22 protein-coding genes, 2 tRNA genes and 2 pseudogenes are annotated in these 24,988 nt (G+C 42.4%); 18 read left to right on the forward strand and 8 right to left on the reverse strand.

Annotated elements, in window-relative coordinates; all coding sequences use genetic code 11:
- The first annotated feature begins 1 nt into the window (after window position 1).
- The 6 genes from HWN40_RS07865 to HWN40_RS07890 all read left to right on the forward strand — a co-directional run bounded on the left by HWN40_RS07865 (window position 2) and on the right by HWN40_RS07890 (window position 5,714).
- Window positions 2–1,117, forward strand: coding sequence for a uroporphyrinogen decarboxylase family protein (locus tag HWN40_RS07865; RefSeq protein WP_176965219.1), 1,116 nt, complete (start codon window positions 2–4; stop codon window positions 1,115–1,117).
- Between the two features lie 10 nt (window positions 1,118–1,127).
- Window positions 1,128–2,750: a methylamine methyltransferase corrinoid protein reductive activase gene (locus HWN40_RS07870; RefSeq protein WP_176965220.1), complete on the forward strand. Its 1,623-nt coding sequence runs from the start codon at window positions 1,128–1,130 to the stop codon at window positions 2,748–2,750.
- Window positions 2,751–2,788: 38 nt separating this feature from the next.
- Window positions 2,789–3,103 carry a DUF6951 family protein gene (locus HWN40_RS07875; RefSeq protein WP_176965221.1) on the forward strand — a complete coding sequence of 105 codons (315 nt, stop codon included), beginning with the start codon at window positions 2,789–2,791 and terminating at the stop codon, window positions 3,101–3,103.
- A gap of 106 nt (window positions 3,104–3,209) precedes the next feature.
- Window positions 3,210–4,235 carry a methylcobamide:CoM methyltransferase MtaA gene (gene mtaA / locus HWN40_RS07880; RefSeq protein ID WP_176966338.1) on the forward strand — a complete coding sequence of 342 codons (1,026 nt, stop codon included), beginning with the start codon at window positions 3,210–3,212 and terminating at the stop codon, window positions 4,233–4,235.
- A gap of 199 nt (window positions 4,236–4,434) precedes the next feature.
- Entirely contained in the window at window positions 4,435–4,788 is a 354-nt protein-coding gene (locus HWN40_RS07885; RefSeq protein WP_176965222.1) for a DUF555 domain-containing protein, read from the forward strand.
- Between the two features lie 26 nt (window positions 4,789–4,814).
- Window positions 4,815–5,714: a carbohydrate kinase family protein gene (locus HWN40_RS07890; protein WP_176965223.1), complete on the forward strand. Its 900-nt coding sequence runs from the start codon at window positions 4,815–4,817 to the stop codon at window positions 5,712–5,714.
- A 15-nt stretch (window positions 5,715–5,729) separates the two neighbouring features.
- On the opposite strand, the gene HWN40_RS07895 is transcribed toward HWN40_RS07890, so the two are convergent.
- Window positions 5,730–6,974, reverse strand: coding sequence for a PAS domain-containing sensor histidine kinase (locus HWN40_RS07895; protein WP_176965224.1), 1,245 nt, complete (start codon window positions 6,972–6,974; stop codon window positions 5,730–5,732).
- A gap of 174 nt (window positions 6,975–7,148) precedes the next feature.
- Between HWN40_RS07895 and HWN40_RS07900 the strand changes: the two genes are divergently transcribed.
- From HWN40_RS07900 to HWN40_RS07940, 9 genes are all read left to right on the forward strand, one after another.
- Window positions 7,149–8,849, forward strand: coding sequence for a type II/IV secretion system ATPase subunit (locus HWN40_RS07900; protein ID WP_176965225.1), 1,701 nt, complete (start codon window positions 7,149–7,151; stop codon window positions 8,847–8,849).
- A gap of 10 nt (window positions 8,850–8,859) precedes the next feature.
- Window positions 8,860–10,806: a type II secretion system F family protein gene (locus tag HWN40_RS07905; RefSeq protein WP_246275870.1), complete on the forward strand. Its 1,947-nt coding sequence runs from the start codon at window positions 8,860–8,862 to the stop codon at window positions 10,804–10,806.
- Window positions 10,807–10,814: 8 nt separating this feature from the next.
- Window positions 10,815–11,714 carry a hypothetical protein gene (locus HWN40_RS07910; protein ID WP_176965226.1) on the forward strand — a complete coding sequence of 300 codons (900 nt, stop codon included), beginning with the start codon at window positions 10,815–10,817 and terminating at the stop codon, window positions 11,712–11,714.
- A gap of 108 nt (window positions 11,715–11,822) precedes the next feature.
- Window positions 11,823–12,836: an AmmeMemoRadiSam system radical SAM enzyme gene (amrS, locus tag HWN40_RS07915; protein ID WP_176965227.1), complete on the forward strand. Its 1,014-nt coding sequence runs from the start codon at window positions 11,823–11,825 to the stop codon at window positions 12,834–12,836.
- 242 nt (window positions 12,837–13,078) lie between these two features.
- Window positions 13,079–13,151: transfer RNA gene (locus HWN40_RS07920), tRNA-Asn, on the forward strand.
- Window positions 13,152–13,173: 22 nt separating this feature from the next.
- Window positions 13,174–13,248, forward strand: a tRNA-Ile gene (locus HWN40_RS07925).
- A 436-nt stretch (window positions 13,249–13,684) separates the two neighbouring features.
- Window positions 13,685–14,419 (forward strand): hypothetical protein, encoded by a 735-nt coding sequence (locus tag HWN40_RS07930; protein WP_176965228.1) that lies wholly within the window; start codon window positions 13,685–13,687, stop codon window positions 14,417–14,419.
- Between the two features lie 29 nt (window positions 14,420–14,448).
- Window positions 14,449–15,717, forward strand: a complete 1,269-nt coding sequence (locus HWN40_RS07935) for a radical SAM/SPASM domain-containing protein (RefSeq protein ID WP_176965229.1) — start codon at window positions 14,449–14,451, stop codon at window positions 15,715–15,717.
- A complete protein-coding gene (locus tag HWN40_RS07940; protein WP_176965230.1) occupies window positions 15,695–16,465 on the forward strand; it encodes an alpha/beta fold hydrolase in 771 nt (256 codons plus the stop codon). Before HWN40_RS07935 ends, HWN40_RS07940 begins: the two co-directional genes overlap by 23 nt.
- 530 nt (window positions 16,466–16,995) lie before the next feature.
- Here HWN40_RS07940 and HWN40_RS07945 read toward each other — a convergent pair.
- Together HWN40_RS07945 and HWN40_RS07950 are read right to left on the reverse strand one after the other, a co-directional pair.
- Entirely contained in the window at window positions 16,996–17,334 is a 339-nt protein-coding gene (locus HWN40_RS07945) for a HepT-like ribonuclease domain-containing protein (protein WP_176965231.1), read from the reverse strand.
- Window positions 17,335–17,344: 10 nt separating this feature from the next.
- Window positions 17,345–17,644: a nucleotidyltransferase family protein gene (locus HWN40_RS07950; RefSeq protein ID WP_176965232.1), complete on the reverse strand. Its 300-nt coding sequence runs from the start codon at window positions 17,642–17,644 to the stop codon at window positions 17,345–17,347.
- A gap of 304 nt (window positions 17,645–17,948) precedes the next feature.
- Here HWN40_RS07950 and HWN40_RS13720 point away from each other — a divergent pair.
- Both HWN40_RS13720 and HWN40_RS13540 read left to right on the forward strand, forming a co-directional pair.
- Window positions 17,949–18,104 (forward strand): annotated as a pseudogene (locus HWN40_RS13720) (IS5/IS1182 family transposase); the annotation flags it as partial.
- A pseudogene (locus HWN40_RS13540) lies at window positions 18,104–18,316 on the forward strand (IS5/IS1182 family transposase); the annotation flags it as partial. The pseudogenes HWN40_RS13720 and HWN40_RS13540, both read left to right, overlap by 1 nt.
- A 468-nt stretch (window positions 18,317–18,784) precedes the next feature.
- Here the strand turns inward: HWN40_RS13540 and HWN40_RS07955 are convergent.
- Together HWN40_RS07955 and HWN40_RS07960 are read right to left on the reverse strand one after the other, a co-directional pair.
- Window positions 18,785–18,922 carry a hypothetical protein gene (locus tag HWN40_RS07955; protein WP_176965233.1) on the reverse strand — a complete coding sequence of 46 codons (138 nt, stop codon included), beginning with the start codon at window positions 18,920–18,922 and terminating at the stop codon, window positions 18,785–18,787.
- Window positions 18,923–19,170: 248 nt separating this feature from the next.
- A complete protein-coding gene (locus tag HWN40_RS07960; protein ID WP_176965234.1) occupies window positions 19,171–20,223 on the reverse strand; it encodes a polysaccharide deacetylase family protein in 1,053 nt (350 codons plus the stop codon).
- A gap of 541 nt (window positions 20,224–20,764) precedes the next feature.
- Here HWN40_RS07960 and HWN40_RS07965 point away from each other — a divergent pair.
- Window positions 20,765–21,781, forward strand: a complete 1,017-nt coding sequence (locus HWN40_RS07965) for a GNAT family protein (protein WP_176965235.1) — start codon at window positions 20,765–20,767, stop codon at window positions 21,779–21,781.
- A 45-nt stretch (window positions 21,782–21,826) separates the two neighbouring features.
- Here HWN40_RS07965 and HWN40_RS07970 read toward each other — a convergent pair whose 3' ends face one another.
- The 3 genes from HWN40_RS07970 to HWN40_RS07980 all read right to left on the reverse strand — a co-directional run bounded on the left by HWN40_RS07970 (window position 21,827) and on the right by HWN40_RS07980 (window position 24,820).
- Entirely contained in the window at window positions 21,827–23,749 is a 1,923-nt protein-coding gene (locus tag HWN40_RS07970) for a sensor histidine kinase (RefSeq protein ID WP_343044106.1), read from the reverse strand.
- A 98-nt stretch (window positions 23,750–23,847) separates the two neighbouring features.
- Complete coding sequence (locus HWN40_RS07975) at window positions 23,848–24,051, reverse strand: CDGSH iron-sulfur domain-containing protein (protein ID WP_176965237.1); 204 nt, start codon at window positions 24,049–24,051, stop codon at window positions 23,848–23,850.
- Between the two features lie 73 nt (window positions 24,052–24,124).
- Entirely contained in the window at window positions 24,125–24,820 is a 696-nt protein-coding gene (locus HWN40_RS07980; RefSeq protein ID WP_176965238.1) for a 4Fe-4S binding protein, read from the reverse strand.
- Window positions 24,821–24,988 lie beyond the last annotated feature (168 nt).

A 24,988-nucleotide genomic window follows, 5' to 3' on the forward strand; every position in this document is an offset into this window, starting at 1 on the left:
AGTGGCTGAAGAAATGACTTCAAAGGAGCGTTTTATCAACGCCCTTGAATTAAAAGAAGTGGACAGAGCACCACTTGGGTATTTGTGGTTTGGAGCCGGTAATGCGGTACTTGAGCGGATGAATGCAAACATGAAGGATGTTTACTACTCCGCAGAGGGAATTGCAAGAGCACAAATCCTGGCACGGGAAATGTATCATCATGACAATGTAATGTCTCCATGGGGATGTTTGCTTGTGGAAGCGGAAGCCTTAGGCGCAAAAATAAACATCAAAAAAGAAGGCTATCCCACCATAGCAGAATTTCCTCTAAAGTCTGCAAAAGAATATGAGAATATCGATCCCATTGACATAGAACGCTCGGAAAGGGTAAAGACCATTGTAGAATCCATCGGCTTGCTCAAAAAGCAGCTTGGAGATGAGGCTTTTATTACCTGTTCACTCCTTCCTCCTTTCATGATCGCTTCCCAGCTAATGGATGGAAGCAAGATGTTCATTGAAATGATGAAAGATCCCGATAATTTCCATGCACTGCTTGATGTCCTTACGGATAGTTGCATAACCTTTGCAGATATGATGCTTGATGCAGGAGCAGACGGTGCATTTATCGAGAACGGTGGCAGCACTTCGGATCTTTTCAGTCTGGAAATGGCAAAGGAATTCGGGTTTAAGTACTCTAAAAAATTATATTCACATGTACAGGGCAGGGGTGCTTACGTAATTTCACATAACTGTGCAAACCATGCATTCTTTGAACTTGAAAAGGCTCTTGAACCCGATGCTTTGAATTTCTTCTTTGGAGATGTAGAAGCACTCGGAGAAAAATATGGGGTTGATTGTCTGAAGATTCACAATCATAAACACATTGGTTGCAGTGAAAGATATTGTTTCAGGGATTTCAAAGATTTCAGTGATTCCGGCATATGCCTGATGGGAAATATCAATCCTTATGCATTCACTTCAGGAAGAAGCGACAAAATCGATGCCGAAGTTAAGCGCTGCATGGATGCAGCTCCTGAGAAAGGATTTATACTAGCCACCGGGTGTGAAATTCCATTGGATACACCTCAGGAAGAGATGAAAATTCTCTGGGAATCTATGAAATCTTGTTTAAAATAGGGGGATTAAAATGTACGCAATTGCATTAGATGTGGGAACCAGCGGCTTTAGGGCTCAATTGATCGATCTGAAAACAAAGAAAGTCGTTAAGACTTCAATGACAATGAAACATCCGTTGCCTGGAGGAAACGTAACCGACCATCTTGACTTTGCCATATCCATCGGGGAAGATGTGGCACACAGGATCATCATAGATGCCGTCGGAAAAATGATAGAAGGTTTTAATATAGATACATTGCAGATATCAAAGATGGCGGTCTGTGGTAACCCTATACAACTCTCACTTTTCCAGAATTCGGAAATACGTGATCTGGCCTATGCAGGGAGAAACATGCAAAAGAGACTGGGCATAGAGGAAATAAAACGAGATGCCCGGATGTTCAAGGCTACGGATATATTTCAGGGAACTTTAAACCTTGATAATTGTGTGATAATCATTCCGCCTGCCATCGAGCATGAGATCGGTGCCGATGCACTTGCCATGATGGTGGAGACGGATTTTCTTGAACAGGAAGAACCAACTCTTGTAACAGACTACGGAACGAATGCTGAGATGGCTATAAAGATAGGCAGCAGGATAATCACAGGAAGCGCTGCTGCCGGACCGGCTATAGAGGGACAGGGAATAGATTGTGGTATGCTTGCCGGTCCCGGGGCCATCACGGATGTCAATCCGGAAGATGGTTTCTGGAGAATAACCGTACTTGACGAGAACATGGAAACTGTAAAAGGTCATCTTGTAGATCCGATAACCGGAACTATTCATGAAAAATCGGATATAGTGCCTGATGGTATTACAGGAACCGGTCTCATTTCCATATTGTCCCTTGCCATGGAAACAGGGATCGTAATCACCCCACCCAAGCTAAAATACGGAAAGATCGAACTGGGTGAGGGAATAGAGGTATCGGAAGAAGATATAAAAGAAGCTGGCAAGGCCATAGGTGCCATAAGGGCTGCACAACTGACCCTGATACATGAATCCGGGATCGCCTATGAAGACCTTGAAAGCATGTATATGAGCGGTGCTTCCGGAACCTATGTGGATCCTGTGAAAGCAAGGAAAATTGGCTCATGTCCGGATTTTACAAAGAGAACAGTGCAATTCGGGAACACATCCCTGGCTCTTGCAAGGGACATAGTCACTGAAAATGTGAAGCTTGACGTGCTGATCGAATTAGCAGGACATATAAAGGCAGATCATCTTATGATGGCAACCAGTGAAACCTTCAAAAGGTTCTACGCCTGTGAACTGGGATACTGGACAGAGGGTATGTCCATGGAGATGTACCGGAAACTTTTGAAGATGTCGAAATTGCCTGAACTGCCAGCACCCATCGAATATCCGATTATTGAGAAAAGGGTCAGTAAAGATATCAGTGAGACCGGTTCAGGCAGAGTTGAAGTGATAGAGGACATAGGGGAAACTCTTGAGGAGATGGCAGTTGGGTGCATAATGTGCCATAAATGCGAAAAAGAATGTCCTGAGAAAGCAATATTCATAAAATCAGACGGAAATTTCACTGCAGAGTACAATACTCTGAAATGTCTGGGGACGGCGTGCAAAAGATGTGTGAGTGTGTGTCCGGTGCATGCAATTGACTACAAGGAAATAACGATTGCGGAAGAATGACATTTCAGGTCTTTCGACATAAACTACGGGAGGATTCGATGACAGAAGTAAGAGTAAATTCCAGGATATGTGGATTCACACATATAGTCAGGGGAAAAAGAGATGGTAAAAAGATAATTGTTGACATTGATACACCATGTGAGAAAATCAAGAAAATGTCTCATCTGGAAGTCGACATGATGGATCTATTTGATATAAAAGATAATCTTGTGATGGAAAAGGCCAAAGAGGCAAGATGTACCCCCACATGCCTTGTACCCTGCGCAGTGATGCACGTTTGTTGCATAGAGGCAGATTTTATGTCGGATACCCTTGCCAAGGAAACAGGAAGTATCAGTATAGATTTCCTATAACCGATTTTCTTTTTTAATATAAGAATCATTTTAAGAATTAGTCTTCAAATACACCAAATAAAGATTATTAAAAGGATGGTATTACATTAGCGAATCAAAATCGGATATCTATAACAAATTTCAGGACATACTTGATGGAAAAAAAACAGGCACTCCTCTTGTGGGTACGGCCACCACATCAGCAACAATTGACCTGATGGATGTTTCCGGAGCAAGCAGACCAGAAGCTGACAGGGATCCGGAAAAAATGGCAAAACTTGCATCTTCTTTACACACGGATGCAAAGTTTGAGCTCATACGTATCCCATTTGATGTGACAGTGATCGGAGAGGCACTTGGCTGCCAGATCGATTTCGGCACAAAGGCAAGAACGCCATCGGTAATAACCCACCCATTTGAAGATAATCCTGAGGATGTTGAAATACCCGGTGATCTGCTGGAGAGGGGAAGAATACCTGTTGTGATGGAAGCAATTTCCCTTCTTAAAAAGGATCCCGGATTACAGGTGCCTTTAGTTGCAGGTATTGAAGGTCCTGCTGATCTTGCGTCTTATCTCTGGGGGATCAGATCTTTCTTAAAATCAACTATCAAGAAACCTGAAATTGCAAAGGATATAATCGAAAAATGCATCGATGCCTGTATAATTTCTGCCAACGCTTATCTTCGTTCAAGTGCAGATGCGGTTGTGGTCGCGGATGCTCTGTCCTCTCCCGAGATGATGGGACCTGACGCATTCAGGCAAATTGTAAAACCTGCACTGATCAGATTTAATAAGAGTATAAAAGGCCATAGTATCCTCCATGTATGCGGGGAAACGGATAGTATTATACCGGACATGCTTGAATGTGGTTTTAGTGCTATAAGTGTCGAAGAAAATGTGAAGGATCTCAAATATGTGATCGATCTTGCACACAGGAACAATACGGCGGTTATCGGAAATATTTCGACCGCGGACACACTTTATCGAAAGACACCGGAAGATGTAAGAAAAGAAGCCTTTAGGTGTCTGGATACAAATATCGATATACTTGCTCCCGGATGCGGTCTGGCACCTGAGACGCCATTGGAGAATCTTCTGGCTATGGTCGAGGCAAGGGACGAATATGTTTCAAATTCAGAAGGTACCCTCTGAATCCCAGAAGTATTCAGTATAATAGCTCAATGTAGTAAGATACGCTAATTTGCCTGTCTTCGGGGTTCATCAGGGCAAACAATTTATGTACCGTTGAATCCTTTTGTCAATTCGTTTAATTCAAAGCTTATCATTTACCTATAATACAGTTAATATTACATAGGTAATTGTAAGAAGAAAGTATTTCGGAGTTAGAGAGATGCCCAATTATCATGTTATACTTGAAGCCGCCTGGTTGGTAAGAGATGTAAAAACAGCCGATGATGCCATTGGTGTTGCTATTTCGGAGGCAGGAAAGCGCCTGAACCCTAAGCTCGATTACGTTGAAGTGGATATCGGAACCACTTTCTGTCCTTCCTGCAGTGCCCCCTTCTCAAGCGTGTTCCTTGCAGCAAATACAGCCATTGTAGGACTGGTCCTTGAAATGAAGGTATTTGATGCTGAAAGTGATGAGCATGCCGCAAGGATAGCAAAATCCGTTATCGGAAGAGCACTCAGGGATGTACCCCTGGATGTAGTGGATGTACAGCCATTCGATGAGGAATCGATTTAAAGCGAAACAAGCTTAAAGTGATTCACATGGACAGAGTTATCTCGGTCGTCGGACACGCTGCCATTGATCTTCTTTTTGATGTTGAGAACATAGCTGTGCACAACGAGTCGCAGCCAATCATCGAGTATCATGAATACTATGGCGGAGGAGCTGCGAATATAGCCATGGGAATCGCCAGACTTGCCGGCAACTGCCAGCTAATTGCAGCAGTCGGAGGAGACTTTGCTTCCTCTGGATACGAAGCCGAACTGGAAGACCAGGGAGTCGACCTCTCGCTGCTCTACAGATTCGAAGAGGAGAAGAGCACCAGAGCATTTGTATTTACTGACAGGGAACACCACCAGAGTACATATTTCGACTGGGGTGCCTCAAAGCACCTCCAGGAACTCGATCCTCCGGCAGTAGATTTTGCACATCTAGCTACATCGGATTCAACCTTTAATGCAAGGATAGCAAAAAAAGCAGGTTTTGTCTCATTTGACCCCGGACAGGATCTTGTGACCTATTCCAGAGAGAATCTTGAGAGCATACTTGAGAACACAAACATACTTTTCACGAACAAGCATGAGATAGAGCGCGTCTGCGACATGACCGGGAAATGTTTTGATGACATACTCGAAATGATCGAGACAGTCATAGTCACATACGATGCAAAAGGCAGTATTATCCACCACGGCGGGGAGAGTATCTCTATTCCGGTAGTGTCCGTAAATGCAGTGGACCCCACCGGAGCAGGCGATGCTTACAGGGCAGGCTTCCTGTTAGCATATACGCGCAATTATCCTCTCGAGATCTGTGGTAAAACAGGTGCAACTGTAGCGTCCTTTGCGGTACAGAGCATTGGTTGTCAGACCGACCTGCCAACCTGGGATGAGATGGAGAAAAGGTACGAAGACCATTTTGGAGAAGCTATTCCCACGCTCTGAGAACCGGACTTTACTTTAAATCCTTTCTGACTGTAAAATGTGTTTATTAGGGGTAGTATTACTCGAATTCACGGGAAGCCTGAACATGAACTTGCTGCCTTTACCGGGTTCACTCTCAACTGATATCTCGCCGTCCTGCATTTCAACAAACCTTTTCACAAGTGATAAACCAAGACCTGTACCGGCATATTTTCTTGAAAGTTTGGAGTCTATCTGATGGAAAGGAATGAACAACTTATCCATATCATCAGCCGAGATACCTATACCCGTATCAATAACAGAGAATTCGGCCATATTATCCCTTAAATGTGCTTTCAGTGCAACATTGCCACCATCGGGAGTGAATTTTATAGCATTGCTGGAAAGGTTCAGCAATATCTGTCTCAAGAGAAAACTATCAGCATACAGTGAAAACGTTTCAGGAACAATGGAGACATTAAGCTCAATATCTTTTTTCTTTGCAAGAGAGGAAATGTCATCCAAAACGCTCTCGAACACTTCATTGACGTCAACCTCCCCGTAATTAACTTCGATCTCTCCTGATTCTATATTTGAGACGTCAAGAATATCATTTATCAATTTCAATAGACGGGTACCACTGAGGGATATATTCTCCAGGAATTTTCTGTGCCGGTCATCAAGTATATCAGTTGTTTCCTCAAGCAATACTTCCGAATAACCGTTCACAGAGTTTAGGGGAGTGCGGAGTTCGTGGCTCATGTTTGCAAGGAACTCACTCTTGACCCTGTTTGCTTCCTCAGCGAGAAGCATCGCATCTATTGTAGCCCTTTCAGCCTCTTTCCGTTCAGTGATGTCATCCAGATAAACGATAACTTTTTTCTCATTCTGAAAATCCACGTATACGGTAGAGATTATGAAATCCCTGTTCGAAACAATATTGTTCCTGGTGAAGACCTCAATGGCCCCTTCAGCCTTATAATGATCAGAGCCCGTGCTAACAGTATTGGTAATGGTAGTACGGACAGGACAGGAGGCACAGCTGGAGGTCGTGCCACATCCATCGTCTTCGGCTGCATGAACACATGAGAAGATATCACCTGCCATCATCCCGAGAATTCTTTCAGGATCCTTGCCAATGGATTCAATCCCGATCCTGTTGATCCGCTCTACCCGACATTCCGAATCAACTAACAACATGATCGTGGGGGCATTTTCAAAAGCCACATCCAGCATTTTTTGCTGTTTTGACTCATTACTACCTGTTTTTGGAGGTTTTATGAAATGACATCTTTCAGACATATGTGAACCGCTATTTTGTTTTGATTTAATCTTTCAGCGAGATGAGCAATTATATAATAAACAATAGAATATAATTATTTCTGCTTTTTCTTATGACGATATAGTTCTGTGAGGAAACTATAATTAGTTAAAAAACAAAGAGTTTTTATATATTCTCATATATAATAATCTTCAATGAGTCAGGAGTCAGACAAATCCGGATCAGAATTGGCACTACCAGAGACAGAAAATCACGATATCCGGGAAACCAGAACAGAAGAAACAAAGCCTATCAAATCATTGCATCGATATCTGTGGGAGCAGATATCCACTCTCGGAAAGAAGAGAACCGAACTTCCTGCTTATGACCCTCAACTGCACGGACCTCTTGTTGAGTTCGAAATACCTCAGGGTTATGAGGAAATCGAGAGGTACTGGGTCAATGAGCCCTATTCTTTTGTGACCGTTCTTGAAAAGAGAAGTGTATTCCATTATTTTGTGGTTGAACCTGAACTCACTCTTTATGAAAGGGACATACTTGAAAGAATATATGATGACCTGAGGGACATTCTAAGTCTTGGAGGAATCGGCTCTAAAAAGGACAAGGAAGAAGTATTGGTAGAGCAGACACTCACACTTCTCAGCAGGTATCACGCCAACCTTGAGTATAGTTCCATCTACAGGATATTATATTATCTTAAACGTAACTTTCTTGGCAGCGACAGGCTGCACTCACTGATGCTTGACCCGGATATCGAGGACATATCATGTGACGGAGTCGACATCCCGGTTTTCCTGTATCATAATAAATATCGAAATATCAAAACAAATATCTCCTTTGGCGAGGAGGAACTCAACTCCCTGGTGATCAAGCTCTGCCAGAAAAGCGGCAAACACATCTCAATAAGCGATCCCATGGTGGATGCAACACTTCCGGATGGTTCTAGGCTTCAGGCAACCCTTGGCAAGGAGGTTACCACAAGGGGGAGCTCCTTTACCATCCGCAAGTTCCGGGGAGACCCCATCACCGCCATCGACCTTATCGATTTTAACACATGCAGCGTAGAAATGATCGCCTATTTCTGGCTTGCCATAGAAAACGGCAATTGCGCCATCTTTGCAGGAGGAACCGCATCTGGTAAGACCTCCATGCTCAATGCGGTATCTCTTTTCATACCCCCTCTTTCAAAGGTAGTATCAATCGAGGATACACGCGAGCTGACCCTGCATCACGACAACTGGATCGCGGGTATCACGAGAAAATCACTCAGCTCCGGAAATACAGGGGAAGTCAACATGTACGACCTGCTGCGCTCAGCACTCAGGCAGCGTCCTGAGTACATCCTTGTGGGTGAGATTCGTGGTGAGGAGGCACTTACACTTTTCCAGGCAATATCCACGGGACATGCAACATATTCCACCATGCATGCCGGCGATGTGCAGACCGTTGTAAACAGGCTGGACAGCCCACCACTGAACGTACCCCATGTGATGCTGCAGTCGCTGGATATCCTGAGCATACAGACACAGACCTTTGTCAATGACAGGCGCGTGAGGCGTACGCAGAGTATCGTGGAACTCACAGGAATAGACGCAAAGACCGGCTATATCCGCATCAATGAACTATACCGCTGGGATCCTGCAACTGACACTTTCAAACGCAGCGGGGATTCCTATGCCATAAATAAAATAATGCAGGCACGTGGATGGAACCGGGAGAAACTGATCTCAGAGCTGGAAACAAGAGAGCGCATACTTGAATATATGCGCAAGAAGGAAATGAGAGACTATGTCAGCATATCCCTTGTGGTCCAGGCATATACCGCCAACCCTGAAATGGTTCTGAAGGCAATAGACGACGATAACCTTGAGGAGATAATATCACAGGAATTCTGAAGGTGTATACGTGAACGGATTTGATTATGTTGCACATCGGATCTTCGGAGAATATATCAGAGAGCGTATCGATGATTTAGAGAGTACACGCATAATCCTCAGAAAGGCCAATATGGGCATGCTTGTGGAGCAATACATATCCCAGGCGTGTCTTGTATCAGCAATTACGGGCATCCTTGCAGCACTTGTCGGAATTTTCATCGGGCTTTATTTCTTCAGGGACATTGCATTGTACAATATTGGTACATGGATCGTTCCCGCATGGATCAGTTCCAATTTTGCAAATATTTTTGCTTTACTTCTTTCCATTACATTCCTGGTGGTCGCTACATCGCTCACATACTATATTTTCATGTCAATTCCACAGGTACAGGCAAATGTCAGGAGTTCGCTTATCAACCAGTCCCTCCCCCATACAACAGCCTACCTGTACGCTCTGAGCAGAGGTGGAGGTCTGAATCTTCTGGACATCATGCGCTCGATCACTGAAAACTACCACATATATGGTGCTGCTGCGGAGGAGATAGGCTATATAGTCAAGGATATGGATTGCTACGGGACCGACCTGCTGACGGCTCTTGAGAAGGCCACTATCAGGACACCCTCTCAGAAGTTCAAGGACTTTATCGAGGGCCTGGAATCCATTGTGGCCAGCGGAGGGGATATAACTGCATATCTCAAGGCAAAGAACGATCAGTACCGGCTTACCGCAACAAAAGAGCAGAAGATATTCTTCGAAACCCTCGGAGTACTTGCCGAGGTATATATATCAGCCTTTGTTGCCGGTCCGCTTTTCCTTATTACCATACTTGTAGTACTCGGACTGGTAAACTCCGGATCCATAGCCATACTTAATTTCATCATCTACATCGTGATCCCTATCAGTACCGTTATTTTCGTACTGTTGCTAAGTTCGATAACAGGGGAGAATGCAAACTTTCAGAACATCTATGTGCGTGAAAAGAAGCTTGATGTATTCTCACATGTCAGGATCAGAGCCGGGCCGGAAAACGAGGATGAGCTACGTAAAAAGATGCGCTTTTATGAGAACTTCATCAAAGTACGTAATACAGTCTTCCATCCATTCCATTTCCTGAAAAGCAGGCCTTCTTATGTGTTTGCCATAAGTCTGCCACTCGCCCTGTTGTATCTGTTGTTTACAGTACAGGATTACATTAACAGTTTCAATCTTACAGCTTTTAAGACCATAAACACAGCAAAACTTGCAGTTATAGATGATCATGTGTTCATGGCATTGCTTATACTTTTTGTACCATTTGTGATCTTTGACGAAATCAGGAATCACCGGGTAAAACAGATAGAATCCCATATCCCTGAATTCCTGAAGAACCTTGCCAGCATAAACGAGGCAGGTATAATGCTTGTTGATGCGATCGAGATGAGCACAAAACTGAAAATAGGTGTGCTACATGCTGAGGTCAAAAGACTTGTTAACGATCTGTCCTGGGGTACAAAAATCGATGATGCCCTTAAGAAATTCGAGTACCGCATCAGGACGGATATGACAAGACGTATAATCACCCTTATCATCAAGGCTAACGAGGCTACAAGCGATATCAAGAGCGTCCTGACCATAGCAGCCCATGATGCAGACGTCCAGAAACAGCTCAAGAAGGAACGCAATGCCGAGATGTTCGTGTATGTTTTTATCATCTACATTGCATTCATGGTATTCCTCTTCATAGTATACATCCTTGCGGCCTATTTCCTGCCTGCGATGCCCTCGGGTACTAACGATATACAGGCAGGCATGCCACTGATATCAGAGTTCGATCTTGAAGCCTATACCATGCTTTTCTTCCATGCTGCAATGATACAGGGATTCTGCTCAGGCATAGTTGCAGGGAAGATGGGAAGCGGAAAAGTCTATTCAGGACTCAAACACTCATTGCTGATGATGTCGATCGCATATATTATCTTTACAATGTTCATCTGAGGAGTATTATGAAGGTAGCACAATATACATTCAAGGAATCGGAATCAGCGGTCTCCTCTGTTGTAGCTGCTGTGCTGCTTCTCGGAATAATCGTGTCGGTCATAACAGTTGTAAATGTAAGCTATATTCCCGAATGGAAGACCGGAGCAGAGCAGGCACATATGGATGAGGTTTTGTTTGATATGTCAAACCTGAAATCACATATTGACATACTGTCTGCAACTGCTGATGATCAGTCCTCATCCCCGGTAGCTATCAATGTACCCATTAGAGCCGGAGGTGGCAGCATACCGGTAGTTAGTCCGGATAAGTCCGGTGGTGTACTGGGTGTCGGAATAAATGACATCAGCATGCGGACATCAGCCAGTGATTCCACTCTTAACTATAGCAGCGGGGATTTCCTGGAAAACTTGGGATCTGTCAGCTATCGCTCAGACAACAGTTACTTTGTTGACCAGGAGTACGAGTACGAAAACGGAGCACTTATCCTCGCACAGGGGGAATATTCCCTGATGAAGCAGTCACCGTCCTTTGATATCAGAAGAGCGGACAATAATTCGAATATAAGCCTGAATATCAACGCCGTACAAATCAGGGGACCCGTCAGGAGTATAAGCAGCAACTCCATGGAAGAGCTGCATATCCGGTATAATTCTTCGTCCACACTTTACTCAGGAGAGCAGCTTTTTACAGAAATGATTCTGACGATCGATACAGACTATCCTGTATCATGGGAAAGGTTCCTTGAAAAACTCATCAGCGACGCAGGACTTAAGACTTCAGAATATTCACTGAATTCGAATTCCACAGCCGTGGTACTTACACTTAGCGGCTCTCCGGGCGAGGATATAAAGGCAAATATCCGGAAGGATGTCTTTGATGTACGGCTGAACGTTTATGGAAGCTGAACATTCGCTTACCTTGAACTCTGAAGCTTTTTTGTGATGTCTGATAAAATAACTGTCTTCCAACATTCCCATATATGATACGGTCAATCTTTAATCCGGGGACACATTGTGATCAAAGAAGTAATGCTTTATGATAAGCTGGAAGACAATAAGGTCCAGTGCAGGATATGCAGCCACAGATGCAGGATCTCACCGGGAAAGAGGGGATTCTGCAGAGTAAGGGAGAACAGGGAAGGAACGCTTTACGCCCTGAATTACAGTGTCGTTTCAAGTGAGGCACTTGATCCTGTGGAAAAAAAGCCGCTATTTCATTTCTATCCAGGGTCCCCGGTATATTCCCTGGGAAGCATAGGCTGTAATTTCAGGTGTAAGCATTGCCAGAACTGGACAATATCCCAGGTAGAAATTGATTCGGCAAATGCCTTTGAGCTCAGCCCTGAGCAGGCAGTGTCCAGAGCAGTAGAACTGGGTGCAAGGTCTATCGCCTGGACATATAATGAGCCAAGTATCTGGTTCGAGTACACATATGACTGTGCAAAACTGGCAAAAGAAGCTGGACTTGCTACCATTTACGTCACCAACGGATACATTACACCCGAAGCTCTCAGAAAAATAGCACCCTACCTGGATGCCTACAGAGTTGATATAAAAGCATTCAACGAGGACTTCTACAGAAAAATTGCAAGTGCAAAACTTGCGCCTGTGCTGGAGTCCACAATACTTGCAAAGGAACTTGGAATGCATATAGAGGTCGTGAACCTTATCATACCGACAATGAACGACGACCCGGAAGAGATAAGAAATATGGTAAAATGGATCCACGACAAAATTGGCGCGGACACGCCCATTCATTTCACACGCTTCCACCCCTTCTATCAGTTGACGGATGTGCCATCAACACCTCTCAAAACACTGGAAAAGGCATATGACATTGCCAGGGAAGAGGGTATGCAATATGTTTATCTTGGAAATGTAATGGGAACCGAGAAAGAGCATACATTCTGCCCGAGCTGTGATGAGATGCTGATAAGAAGAGGGGCATTCGACACACTCGCCTGTACGGTTACGCAAGATAATAAATGCCCCGCCTGCGGAGCATCAATTAATGTTATCAATGACTGATCTATTATGGTCAAAGCGACGCAGCAGACAAATTATGCATGTAACAAAAAACGATGACACAAAAAATGCAAATCGAGTCCACCCCTGCACTTCCACTGGAAAGCATATCTCCGAGCATATATTATACTCATGATAATGATGGATGCAATATCTGGCCGGAAGCCTTCCTGAAACAGAGGCAATCAAAAGGTTTAAAAGCAATAAGTGCATTAAGAGGATTCGCGCGTTGGCGCCACGAAAGAGCCGCAATAACTCAGTTGGTAGAGTGTCTGGCTGTTAACCAGAATGTCACAGGTTCGAGCCCTGTTTGCGGCGCTCAAAACTTCCTTTTCTCGATGGGCCTGTAGCTTAGCCAGGTTAGAGCGCTCGGCTCATAACCGAGCGGTCACCGGTTCGAATCCGGTTAGGCCCACTAAATAATTTTAGATATTGCTGACTTAATTACGTTTTGTAGTCGTTATTCTGTAAAAAGGTTCAACTCATTTGGCTATTTTGTGGGCAACTCAAAGAATGAGCTTTAACTAACTTAATCCAGTAGTTCTCTAATTTTCCTCTATCTTGTTCCTGCCACAATTGAATTACCTTAAACATTGCATTACTAACGAATTCTTAACTTCCCCTAAGCCATTCTTCAAGTGTGAAAGTAGCCCTGTGAAGTGATATTCTGGCAATGGATGGACAGATAAGGTGATCACAGTCGATATACTTTCTGTTTTTGTTAATATTTCTGTACCTAGAGGCATGAGTATTTGATTGGCATCCTAATTTTTATACTATTTACTCTAATAGTATCTATACATTGATTAGGAAATCATATGATTGGACCAGGATTATAAACAGGTGGTAAGATGAATGCGAAAAAAGGAAACACAAAGTTAGTACTGTTGACAGTTGCCATATTGGTCTTAGGTAGCGTTTTTTGGGTATATGCAAGTTTTTCTCTTTTGGGACCAAAAGATCTGGGAGTCGAGTATACCCACGAGGATTATGTAAATGCTTTAGAAAAGACCGGAATCCAGATAGAATACGAAGGCATGACCGGCGAGGAGCTTGAAGAGTACAAGTTGAATGCTGAAAAGAAATCTATTCACGATTACAATTTTGAGTTCTCGGATTATGAGCAAAAACAATTCACTCTGACGGCAGCTGAGTCAACTGCCCTGCTCAACGAAATAGCTCCCGGATTCTGGTGGTTTGATGATCTGCAGGTGAAGGTCCTGCCTGATGGAACCATGGAAGGGTCTAGCACGGCTGACATAAAACGGCTTAAGGAAGACCTGTATTCAGATGTTGCGGACGATGTCCCGCTCCCGCTTCCGGACAGTTTGAACATCTACAGTAAGGGCAGGGTCAGCGTTGTTAACAACCAGCTGAGCGGAGACCCGGAAAACTTCTATCTTGGAGCAGTCCAGCTTCCCGACAAATATCTGGAAGAAGAAAGCGTGAACACCATGGAGGATTATTTCCCCAGAATCTATACAGTCGTCCCGGGACTGGAGATAACAAGCCTTACTTCCAATTCCAATGGCGAGTTCGTCTTTGATGGGGTCATCCCTCAAAAGGTGTCCGTGACCAAAAAATAAGATTTGGGGTTTTGCACTTGAGGTATCTGATGATCAATGGGAACAAGGAGAAGATCCCTCCGTTCCCGCATCACAAGGCTTACATCTACAGGAGTAAACAGTTCTTTTTAGCAAGTGGGATAACCACCCACCTGACCATGGGCAATTTAATCACGCTCAAAGAGTTATATAAGGGATTCAGTAACAAATGTTCCATCCCAAGGGTTCTGCTGGTGGATCCTACGAGTGACTGCAATTTGAGATGTAAGGGCTGCTGGTCACAGGACTATGAGAGTGGTCATAATATCTCCTATGAGAAGTTTGACGATATATTGGATCAGGCTGAAAAGCTGGGGATCATGGATTGTCTGATGACGGGCGGAGAGCCCTTACTTCGCAAGGATGATATCCTGAAACTGTGCAAAAAGCATGATCGCATGACCTTTGGAGCATTTACGAATGCAACTTTGATCGATGAGGAACTCGCCGATGACATGGCAAGACTGGGAAATCTGAATGTCTTCGTAAGTATCGAGGGAACAAAAGAGGAAACAGATTTCAGAAGAGGGCCGGGAGTCTACGATAAAGCTATCAGGGCTATGGATATCCTGAGATCCCGGGACATAGGTTTCGGATTTTCGGCATGTTACCATTCCAGGAACTACAAGACCATAGCCAGCGATGAATTCCTGGATCGTATGCGAGAGAGAGGAGCATGGTTCGGATGGCTTTTCCAGTATATCCCTGTGGGAAGCAATGCCGATACCTCCCTTGTATGCACTCCTGAGCAAAGGGCATACGTGCAGGAGAAGATCCGGGATTATTGTACTGAACATGACTATATGATCATAGATTTCTGGAATAACGGGCATCTTTCTTTTGGTTGCATCGGTGCGGGTGTTGGTTTTGCCCACATCAACGCTAAAGGTGACGTTGAACCCTGTGCTTTCTGCCATTATTCCGATTCGAATATATACGAAGTATCGCTTGCTGAAGCTCTCAGGTCCAAGTTCTTTACCACATTCAGAAATGCTCAACCATTTTCACAGAATCCGTTAAGGCCATGTCCTCTAATAGATAATCCGGAGGCGCTAGTTGATGTGGTCAGGAATACAGGAGCAAGATCGACCCATATGGCCAACCCGGAATCCGCAGAGGAACTTGCAAGTAAAAGCTATGAGCGTGCAAAGCAGTGGGAAAGGATCTCCGAAGACCTGTTCCGTAAAATGCCTGAGCATAACAGGAAGAACTTCCCCCTGTTCTTAAAGTACCTTGCTTTTAAGAAAGGAATAACCGATGGCAGGAGAAAGAAGGTTTAGTTGTGAAGTTCACCAAGTAGGTCATACTTCCAGATGGCTGGTGTTGGTACACGGTTTTGGAGGCAGTGCAAGGACCTGGAAGAAACAGGTAGAGTTCTTTTCCAGGCACTATAACCTGCTTGTGCCACAAATGCACGAGGATATGGACGATGAGTATCTTGATGTCGATAAGGTCTGTGAGATAATAAGCAATACGTTGGACCACCATAATATTGAGAAAGCTTACTTTGTTGGTTTTTCTTTCAGCTCGCTGATCTGTTTGCGGTTTGCCGTGCTCTACCCGGAGAAGGTGGATTCAATGATCATGGGAGGAGGGATCATAAAGTTCAACCTGAAAACAAGATTCCTGCTTTCCCTGGCAATCACTTTTAAAAAATGCATCAATTACATGTTCCTCTACAGATTCTTTGCTTACATCATAATGCCGAGAAAGAACCATTCAAGGTCACGAAGCATATTTGTGAAGGAAGCAGAGAAACTGGGATATGTTGAGTTCTGTAAATGGGTCGACATAATCCCTCAAACGAAACAAAGTCTGAACTGGCTGGAAAGTATAAGCGATGACATTGACATCCTGTATGTTTCAGGTAACCAGGACTATCTTTTTTTAAAGGACACTCTCAAGTATAGTAAAAGATTTAGCAACTCCAGAGTAGAAATAATTGAAAACTGCGGGCATGTATGTTCCATCGAACAACACGATAAGTTCAACAACATTGTTTTCCGATACTTGAATCGAATGGCTTAGAGGCTTTATCATGTGTATTGCACTTGGCAGGGGTGATTACTCCCTCCACTGAAGTGGAGGGCATCTAAGCTTTTTGTACTAAAGACCTTAGCCACAGTTTGAGTATATTAACTGCAGCGTTGTGATACTCTGCCCAGAACAAGACCACAGAAAGTACAACTGTGTGTTCTTTCAGACAGGTTTTTCTGGCAATTTAACAACAACCAGGACACATTTGCGAAATAGACCTTTAAAGAACAAGTTCCAGAATGGGCCGTCCCGGGTTCGGTCAGCTTTGGAGAGCCTCTTCTGTTTGGAGTATGAAAGGCCTTTCAAACTTCATGGCCTGGAACACCTTATGATAGTTCAGTGAGACACGCTTAGAAACTTTAGATAGTATTTATTAAATTATGTTTTTTAGTCGTTATTCTGTAAAAAGGTTCAACTTATTTTGACTATTTTGTGGGCGACTCTAAGTAGTAAAATATATTTTAATGACTTAGTCATAGAAGGAAGGATCATTTCATTTTTCCATGTTAGAAATTGCCTGCTCAATCTATCTCAACCAGAATTGCCCGGATAGAATCCCTTAAACCAATCAGACGATTGCCAACAACATCCCACACAATCACATAATCGATTCCGAAATAACCATGAGCTAAGCGATCCCGCATACCGGCAATCACTCTCCATGGAACGTCAGAATAACTTGTTTTAATTTCATCCGGCACATTTTTAGCGGCTTCACCGATGATCTCTATATTCTTCACAACTGCCTTCTGGGTTTTCCTATCGTTCTGAAATTCAGTGAAGTCCATTCCTGAAGTGAACTCTTCAATTTCATCAATCGCTTCAACAATGTCAGCTAAAAACAACCTGTACTCGCGCATGAAAACCACCTCATGCATGTACATAAATAACTTCTGAGAAAATTTTTTGTTTTAACTCATCCCTTACGGCACGTTTCGAGATGATATCCACCTTTGACTCGAACTCGTCTTCAAGAAAAATTCCAAGGGCTGCGAGATCAAAAAGATCTGCACCTTTCTCGAACTCAACAAGGAAGTCAATATCGCTTCCGGTCTTGTAGTCATTCCTTACCACCGACCCAAAAAGGCCTATTTCCTTTACCTTATAGTTCCTTTTCAACTCCGGAAGCAGTTCATCAAGTCTCCCCAGAACAATATCCCTCTTGATCATATTGATTCTCTTATGATAACTCTGCTACATATTTTGGATTCTTTTTGTATATTATTTCTTTGGTTGGCGTTGTCTGACTACTTCCATGAATTCATGTGAGTGGTTAATATTTCAACTACTAGTTTTATAGATCTCAACAGATGGCTCTGTAAAAAACCTATTTCCTACTTAATTTAGTCCGTAATTCTTTAAAATGGATAAAAATCAAAGTGTTGCTTGCTATCGAAAACACAAAGGGAATGTTTAGTATTTTGTTCCAGATCAAAGATCTGGAACTCCCATTAAATATTCGATTTGATGGCAGAGTAACAAGTACTTAAAGTTTGTCGATGCAGCTTTAGCTGCATCAGGAAACTCACCTTTGGAGATATACAGTTGTAAGTATTCCAAGAGTAAATATACGCAACATCAGCTATTGACATTGGTTTTGTTGAAAGAGTACCTGAAAACTGATTACAGGAGTTCGATGAAGGATTCTATCATAATAGAAATCTAGTTGAAACTATGTTCTCAGTCCTTAAAAGGGAATATGGTGAAGAAATCAAGGCAAGAAAGTACTGGAATCAGGTAAAGGAGATTAAAGTAAAGTTAATAGTGCACAACCTTAGCAGGTGTGCCAAGGTTGTCCATGTAATTCAAATTAGGATTTCTACAAAGCATAAATTAAATTAAATTAAATTAAATTAAACTAATACTGACCTTAGAACTGAACCAACTCGAATCTGCCTACATTCGGGAAATCCTGCTGGAATCGATTCATAGCCTCAATTTCCGTATTTGCATGTACAGGAACTTCTCTCAATATTTTGTTCTTTTCATCTTCCTGAAATTTAAACCAATAACACATAGATTTACCCCCATTTTAAATTTAGATCTGAATTTTGGACAGTTTTAAAATTCACCAATCAGATACCTCCTATTAGTCGGTATCTGGCTAGCTACTGCTCCAGATTTTCGTAAACTTTCTCATGAGTATCCTGGAATCCTTGTTCCTGATCATATTCTGTTCTTTATTAGAGACGCTGGACAAATAACATCCAAAGAGCAAATGTGAATTGAGCATATTCATAACGGCTGGTTGCCTGAACATACTTCTGCGCTCCGGACAGGATCCTGTTACCTGTCTTTTCATTCACTCACCTATGCAAATACCATTAAAGTGTCGAGTCTGGCAGTTCCTTTCTCGGTCCAGTATCCACATATTTCGCAATGCTGTATATTCCGGTCCACCTGATTCAGGCGTGCGTTACACTCAGGACATTCTTTTAGTTGATTCAATTAATTACCCCACTACTGTCAGGAAATACATCCGTTCCCCACCGATATAGGCCTCCGGGAACTTCATCCTGACAATACCTACCATTACATACTTTTATTTAAGCTAACCTATTATTATCTTCATCGACCTGTTTAAAATAATACGCCTATGAAATTTTCAACAGCATAGTTTATTGTTTCAGAAGAAAAAGCCTGACTTCTGTACTTTTATGTATACAAAAAATAATTGGAGACACGGTGCCTGATTCTCAGGGATAGTCGATATCCGCACTGTTCCACCACTCATAAATATCCTCACAGCTGGTGATCCAGGCATCCTTTTTGTTGCAATAGTCAAGTATTTTTATGTACAGCTTCTTCCAATCCTTCAAATGAGGGGAACTGAAGGTATTATTGTGCCACAGTAAAGTGATTATACCGTTGTACTTTTCCCCGGAATCCAGTATCTGCTTTGAAAGTTCCCACGCCTCCTTGAAAGATCCGGCGTACTCACAAAGTGCTACATCCATTATATTGAGAGGTATTTCCAGAATATCCAGCGTCTTTTTTTCCTCTGAATTATATGGCCTGAAAGGATGGCACATACCATTCCTGAAACCCACTGTATTGTTAAAACCCAGGGTGGTATCGTATTTGAAACCTGCTTTTGAGAGCATTTCCCATGATTCGTTTATTTTCAACCTCAGATAGTGGTTCCTGAAGCCTATCACCTCTTTCCCCAGTACACTTTCCAGCTTTTGCTTTTCATATAAGAGATTGTTGTAATTAGCATAGGAATAATAGCCACCATGCAGCCCGACTTCCCACCCGCGGTCTACGATCTCACCCATATAAGCCTCGGTATCCTCTATATCATAGCGGAATCTTCGCGGATCCTTATCCGCAGCAAGGAAATAGAAGGATGATTTTCCACCAAACTGCTCTTCTATATCCATTATCTCCCTGAAGTTGAGATACGGAGACTGAGCTTTACCATTGACTCTCCATAGACAATGGGTTTTGATTCCGCTCAGATCAATATTTCTGGCAGAGTAGTAGACCGACAGAAGAGTATGATAAAATGGAGGGTAAATGTCATCTATATCATGTGTCAGACAAACACCGAATTTTTTATCATCGGGAAACTCCATTTCAAGGCCTTCTTCCACTAATTTCCTTGAAACATCAGGTGACAGTACCTCCTCCATATCATGTCTTGCAAAATTACAATAGCTGTCCACACAGGAATACTGATCGAAATCATCTCCTTTAGAGGTAAATCTCTCCCACAGGCTGGAATGCTTTTTTATTGAGTCATACATGCACTATACCCGGAAACCATACCTTACAGCAGAAGATAAACCCATTTTCCCATACATATTTCAAAATACGGACCTGATCTAAAATAAAATAATTATCATCCATGTTCCACCCCTTTTGTACAATATCACCGAAATATTAACTTATTAAAGCTAATAAACCCCGGATATTAAGAGATTTTCATTGTTACATATAGATATTGAGTGAAGTCGAAATAACTCAGGAAACCTGCATATCTTTCACTCAAACATATGTCATGTATCAATCAAACCCCGGATATAATTTCTCTACTAAAGATATAATACTTTTCCGTGTTTCTCAACTAAAATTTTATAAATCCTTCAGCAATGTCCTCACATTTTTGAACTGAATAAGTTCTTAAGTGAAGAGTCGAATAATGCCTGTGCTGCAAGATAGTGATAATTCAGGAATATAGAGCAACAATGCTCTGAAATCCGAATTAATAGGCCTTGTGGGGAGGCTGAATTGCAGGAAGCTTTGTTGCAGTAGCTAAAAAATATCTTCAGGAGAATGGGGAAAAGAATGATACAAGTATCAACTATGGATGACTCCCGAATATGGGATGATTTCGTAGATCAAAGTCCTTACGGCACTCTGTTTCATAAATGGGGATTTTTAAAGACCATAGAGAAGCACACAGGTTACAAATTACTCCCATATGCTGTGTATGATGAAGAGGATCTTGTATGCCTATATCCATCTTTTGTGAAAACGAATTATGGTATGAATGTCATACTATCACCTCCTCCACGCACAGGAGTACCCTACATGGGCTTTGTATTGGGCGCGGATTATGATGACCTGACACAGAGTGGTAAAGAAAAGCGTCTGAAAGAAATTACAAAACTTACAACGGAAAAAATTGAAGAACTATCACCCATCTACACTTCCGTCCAGTTGACCCCTTCATTTAATGATATCAGGGAGTTCAAATGGAACGGATTCTCAGTCGAGCCCCTGTTCACATATTATATTCCAACTGAAACGTCCCTTGATGAAATATTAAAAGGATTCAGCCGTTCAACAAGGCGTCTGATAAAGGGTATAAAGAATAACAAATACAATATGGAGATGACAGAAAGCGATAGTATCGCACCCTTTTGTCAATTCCTGTCTAAACGGTATGAAGAACAGAACCTGAAATTTCCTATTGAGAGTACGGAATACCTCGAGGATCTGCTGGAACTCTATCCCGATAACATCAGACTTTTTTACGTACACGATGAGAATAACGATATTATCGGCTCGAACATAGTTGTAAGTTACAAAAATAAAGTAATATCATGGCTGGGTACTCCTAAACCTGAAGTGGACCTGCCGGTGAATGAACTGATATTCTGGGAGCTGATCAAGTTATCCAAAAAAAACGATAGTATCTTTGAGATAGGAGGTGCCGACACCGAACATCTCTGCTCGTTCAAATCACGTTTCAATCCACTACTTGAAACAAACTACCGGATATTCTGGCATAATAATCTGGGAGCCATAGCAGAATGGTTTTACCTTAACGTATACAGAAAAAGCAGTGCTCCTGTATGATATCCGGAACAAACTTTACGGTTTTAAAATTCGATGTTTCGGAAATCATATGAGAATACTATCTGATATGATCTCTTTTTTTGTGTCCACATCACACGATTCCCGGGAATCATTGAGATTTCTCTGATCCTCTATCACAAACGTAAAGGTGCTTCCCTTTCCTTCCTCGCTTTTCACGTCAATATTTCCATTATGCATTTCCACAATCTTTTTGACCAGAGCAAGTCCGAGTCCTGTCCCTTTGTATTTCTTACTGGTTGAGGATTCTATCTGTTTGAAGGGTTCGAATATCTCATCATATCTGTTCTGTGGAATTCCTATACCACTATCGCTTACAGATACCTGAACAGCATTACCAATGTCTTCACAATTCACAGTTACCTCACCTTTTTCAGGCGTGAACTTTATTGCATTACTGAACAGGTTCAGCATAACCTGTTTGAATTTTTGCCTGTCTGCATATATCCCGGTATTTTCCGGTGCATCTATGATCAGGTCAATGTCTTTGTTTGCTGCCATTGGAGCTATCAGTTTTTCTATCTCTTCAATTGCATCTTTTACAGAGAACTCCTCACATTCGAGTTCCATCTTACCTGCTTCGATCTTGGAAATATCAAGAATATCGTTTATCAGATCGAGAAGATGCTTTCCGGCGGTTTCTATGTTCAGGACATATTTCATCTGATCGTCATTCAGTTCTCCCACTGCTTCCTGTTCCAGAAGCTGGGAAAAACCGATTACCGCATTGAGAGGAGTGCGCAGTTCGTGGCTCATATTCGCAAGGAAGCCACTTTTCATATGATTGGCCTCCTCTGCCATTAGTTTACCCCTGATAAGGGCTTCTTCTGCAAGTTTACGGTCAGTTATATTGTCCAGCACGATCATCTTTCCACGTATTTCACCATACTTATTACGAAGAGGAAGAAGGCTTGCGGCAAACCAGAGCTCAGTTCCTCCAACGGACTTTTTGAACTCCAGTCTGTTCTCTTCATTGCATTTATCCTCAAGATCGATGAGTTGTGGCCAGGACGCAAAGAATTCGGATGCTGGTAATCCAAGGCCTTTCCCGGACGTTCCAAGATGTTCTGTCGCAAAATGGTTGAAATCAACAACCCTGTCCTTCCTGTCAAGTACAACCACTCCTGAAGGAACATTATCAAAGAGAAAACTGCGCGCCAGAGGTGCTATATCAAATAAACTGTAACGTAAAATACCAGTGTAAATCATTAAAGCACCCATTATTAATACAAAAGGAACCGGATCAACCCCTTTTGGAAAAAAACCTGTAAGATAAAGCAGGTAAACAGAAAAAGGGATTGAAGAGCTGATGAGCAGGACTAATAGGTGTCTGCTGAAAAATGCTTTTGTATCAATCCACATTCTTAAAAAGAAATACATACCAAGTAAAATCAGAGTAATACAATATGTCTGATGGATCCAGTAATAGATTCCCGGTTCGAATACAAGACCCCTTAGCCCATCAGCATTTAAATAAAAACTTTCGTGGAAAAAATTATGATAATCAGTTGTGAAAACCATTAATAGTGTGATGGCAGGAATAAAGAATATAGTAATTTTTAAAGAATGTGTGATCAGGTGTTTCCTTCCCGTATAACCCATGGAAAACAAGAGGAAAAGTGGCGGTATGAATGATATCCCCAGATATTGTAGCTTATAGGACAAAAGGACGGAATCCAGTTCTGTTAATGATACCTCCATTGAGTAAAATACGGAATAAACGGAAATTGCAACCAGAAAAAGTGAAAAAGCATCCACTCCATCCGTATCCCTGAACTGCCTTATGTAAAAAGCCAGCACTAACAACAAGAGTGCGGAAATTATTAGAAGATCAGAGTACAGACTCAGGTTTATAAAATACAGCTCCTTATCTTTTTGAATATCGTATTTTACGATGACCGTATATATTAAAAATGTTTTTATTTTAACAATTATATAATCTATTTCTATCTTTTATAGATTCAACTGCAGGATAAAAAATGAAATACACTTAAAATTAAGATAAGCAGCCCGGATATAGACCAGGTTGTCAAAATATTGTTTTTTAATTAATCAGCTCTCGGACGGGACTTATACTCCATGGTTATATGGCTTCCGTCACAGAAAGGCTGGCTGGAACTTTTTCCACAACGGCACAATGCTATCTGTTGAGATTCATCGAACTGGAACTTCTTATCATTCATGTCCACCAGATCGACATTACCAATTACCATATAAGGTCCGTCATCCATTACTTTAATAATTACACTCATACTGTTTATTCCCCCAATAAGATTGTGATTTTTTACAATATAAGTGTTTTATCCATCAGTGCACATTAAATGATCACAGAGGACAGACCTTTATACACATTCCGCATCTAAGTCCGCCCAGTTTATTGAACATATAATCCGCACATTTTTGTCTGTCAATTGTCCCATCCTCTGAGATGGCATCAACCGGACAGATCTCCACGCATTTCTTACAGGTAGTGCAGGCTTTGTTCAGAAACGGAAGTGGATTCTCTTCCCGCGTCCCAAGCTTTGCATCTGTCAGCAATGCGGTCATGCGTACCCTCGGACCAAAGTCATCTGTCAGGAGAAGATGGTTCAGGCCGAAATTACCAATACCTGCATGATATGAAGCGTATTTGATGGACATGTTCGCTTTCAGGGTTTCACGGTCGGCATACCAGTAACCGAACTCACTTCCCTCGGATGGTAAAATTGTTGCCAGATATCCGTTCTTCTCGATAATCCTGGCCAGCTGAAAAGCAATTACTCTTAGTGTGGCAGTGGCCGCCATCAGTGTGTTTGTATACTCGGCCCTGCCATTTGGAAGTGGCTCGAAGGCTCCGCGTGGTACTCCCACTCCCAGCACTATGACCGACTGAAGATCCTTCATCACATCCTGTGGTTTATTACCGGTGTATTCTGGACCAAGGAAGCATTCCGGATCAGCAAATCCAATGAGATCTGCGTTCATTTCCGTGGCAGTGTCCTGAAGAGTTTTTTTCAGCGTTTTATCTAGAGGATCTTTCATTTTACATCTCCTTTGTAGCAAAACTTTACTGTGATACATAAATGTATACAATATTTATATATTACAATGACAGCAGATAGCATTTTCTTGCAAGCAAAACACCTAAGTAAGGTTGGCAACCTCCTGTTACACGGAATGAGTTAAGACTTGTTTTAACTAATATTTGAG

This window comes from Methanolobus zinderi (assembly GCF_013388255.1).
In the GTDB taxonomy this organism is placed as follows: domain Archaea; phylum Halobacteriota; class Methanosarcinia; order Methanosarcinales; family Methanosarcinaceae; genus Methanolobus; species Methanolobus zinderi.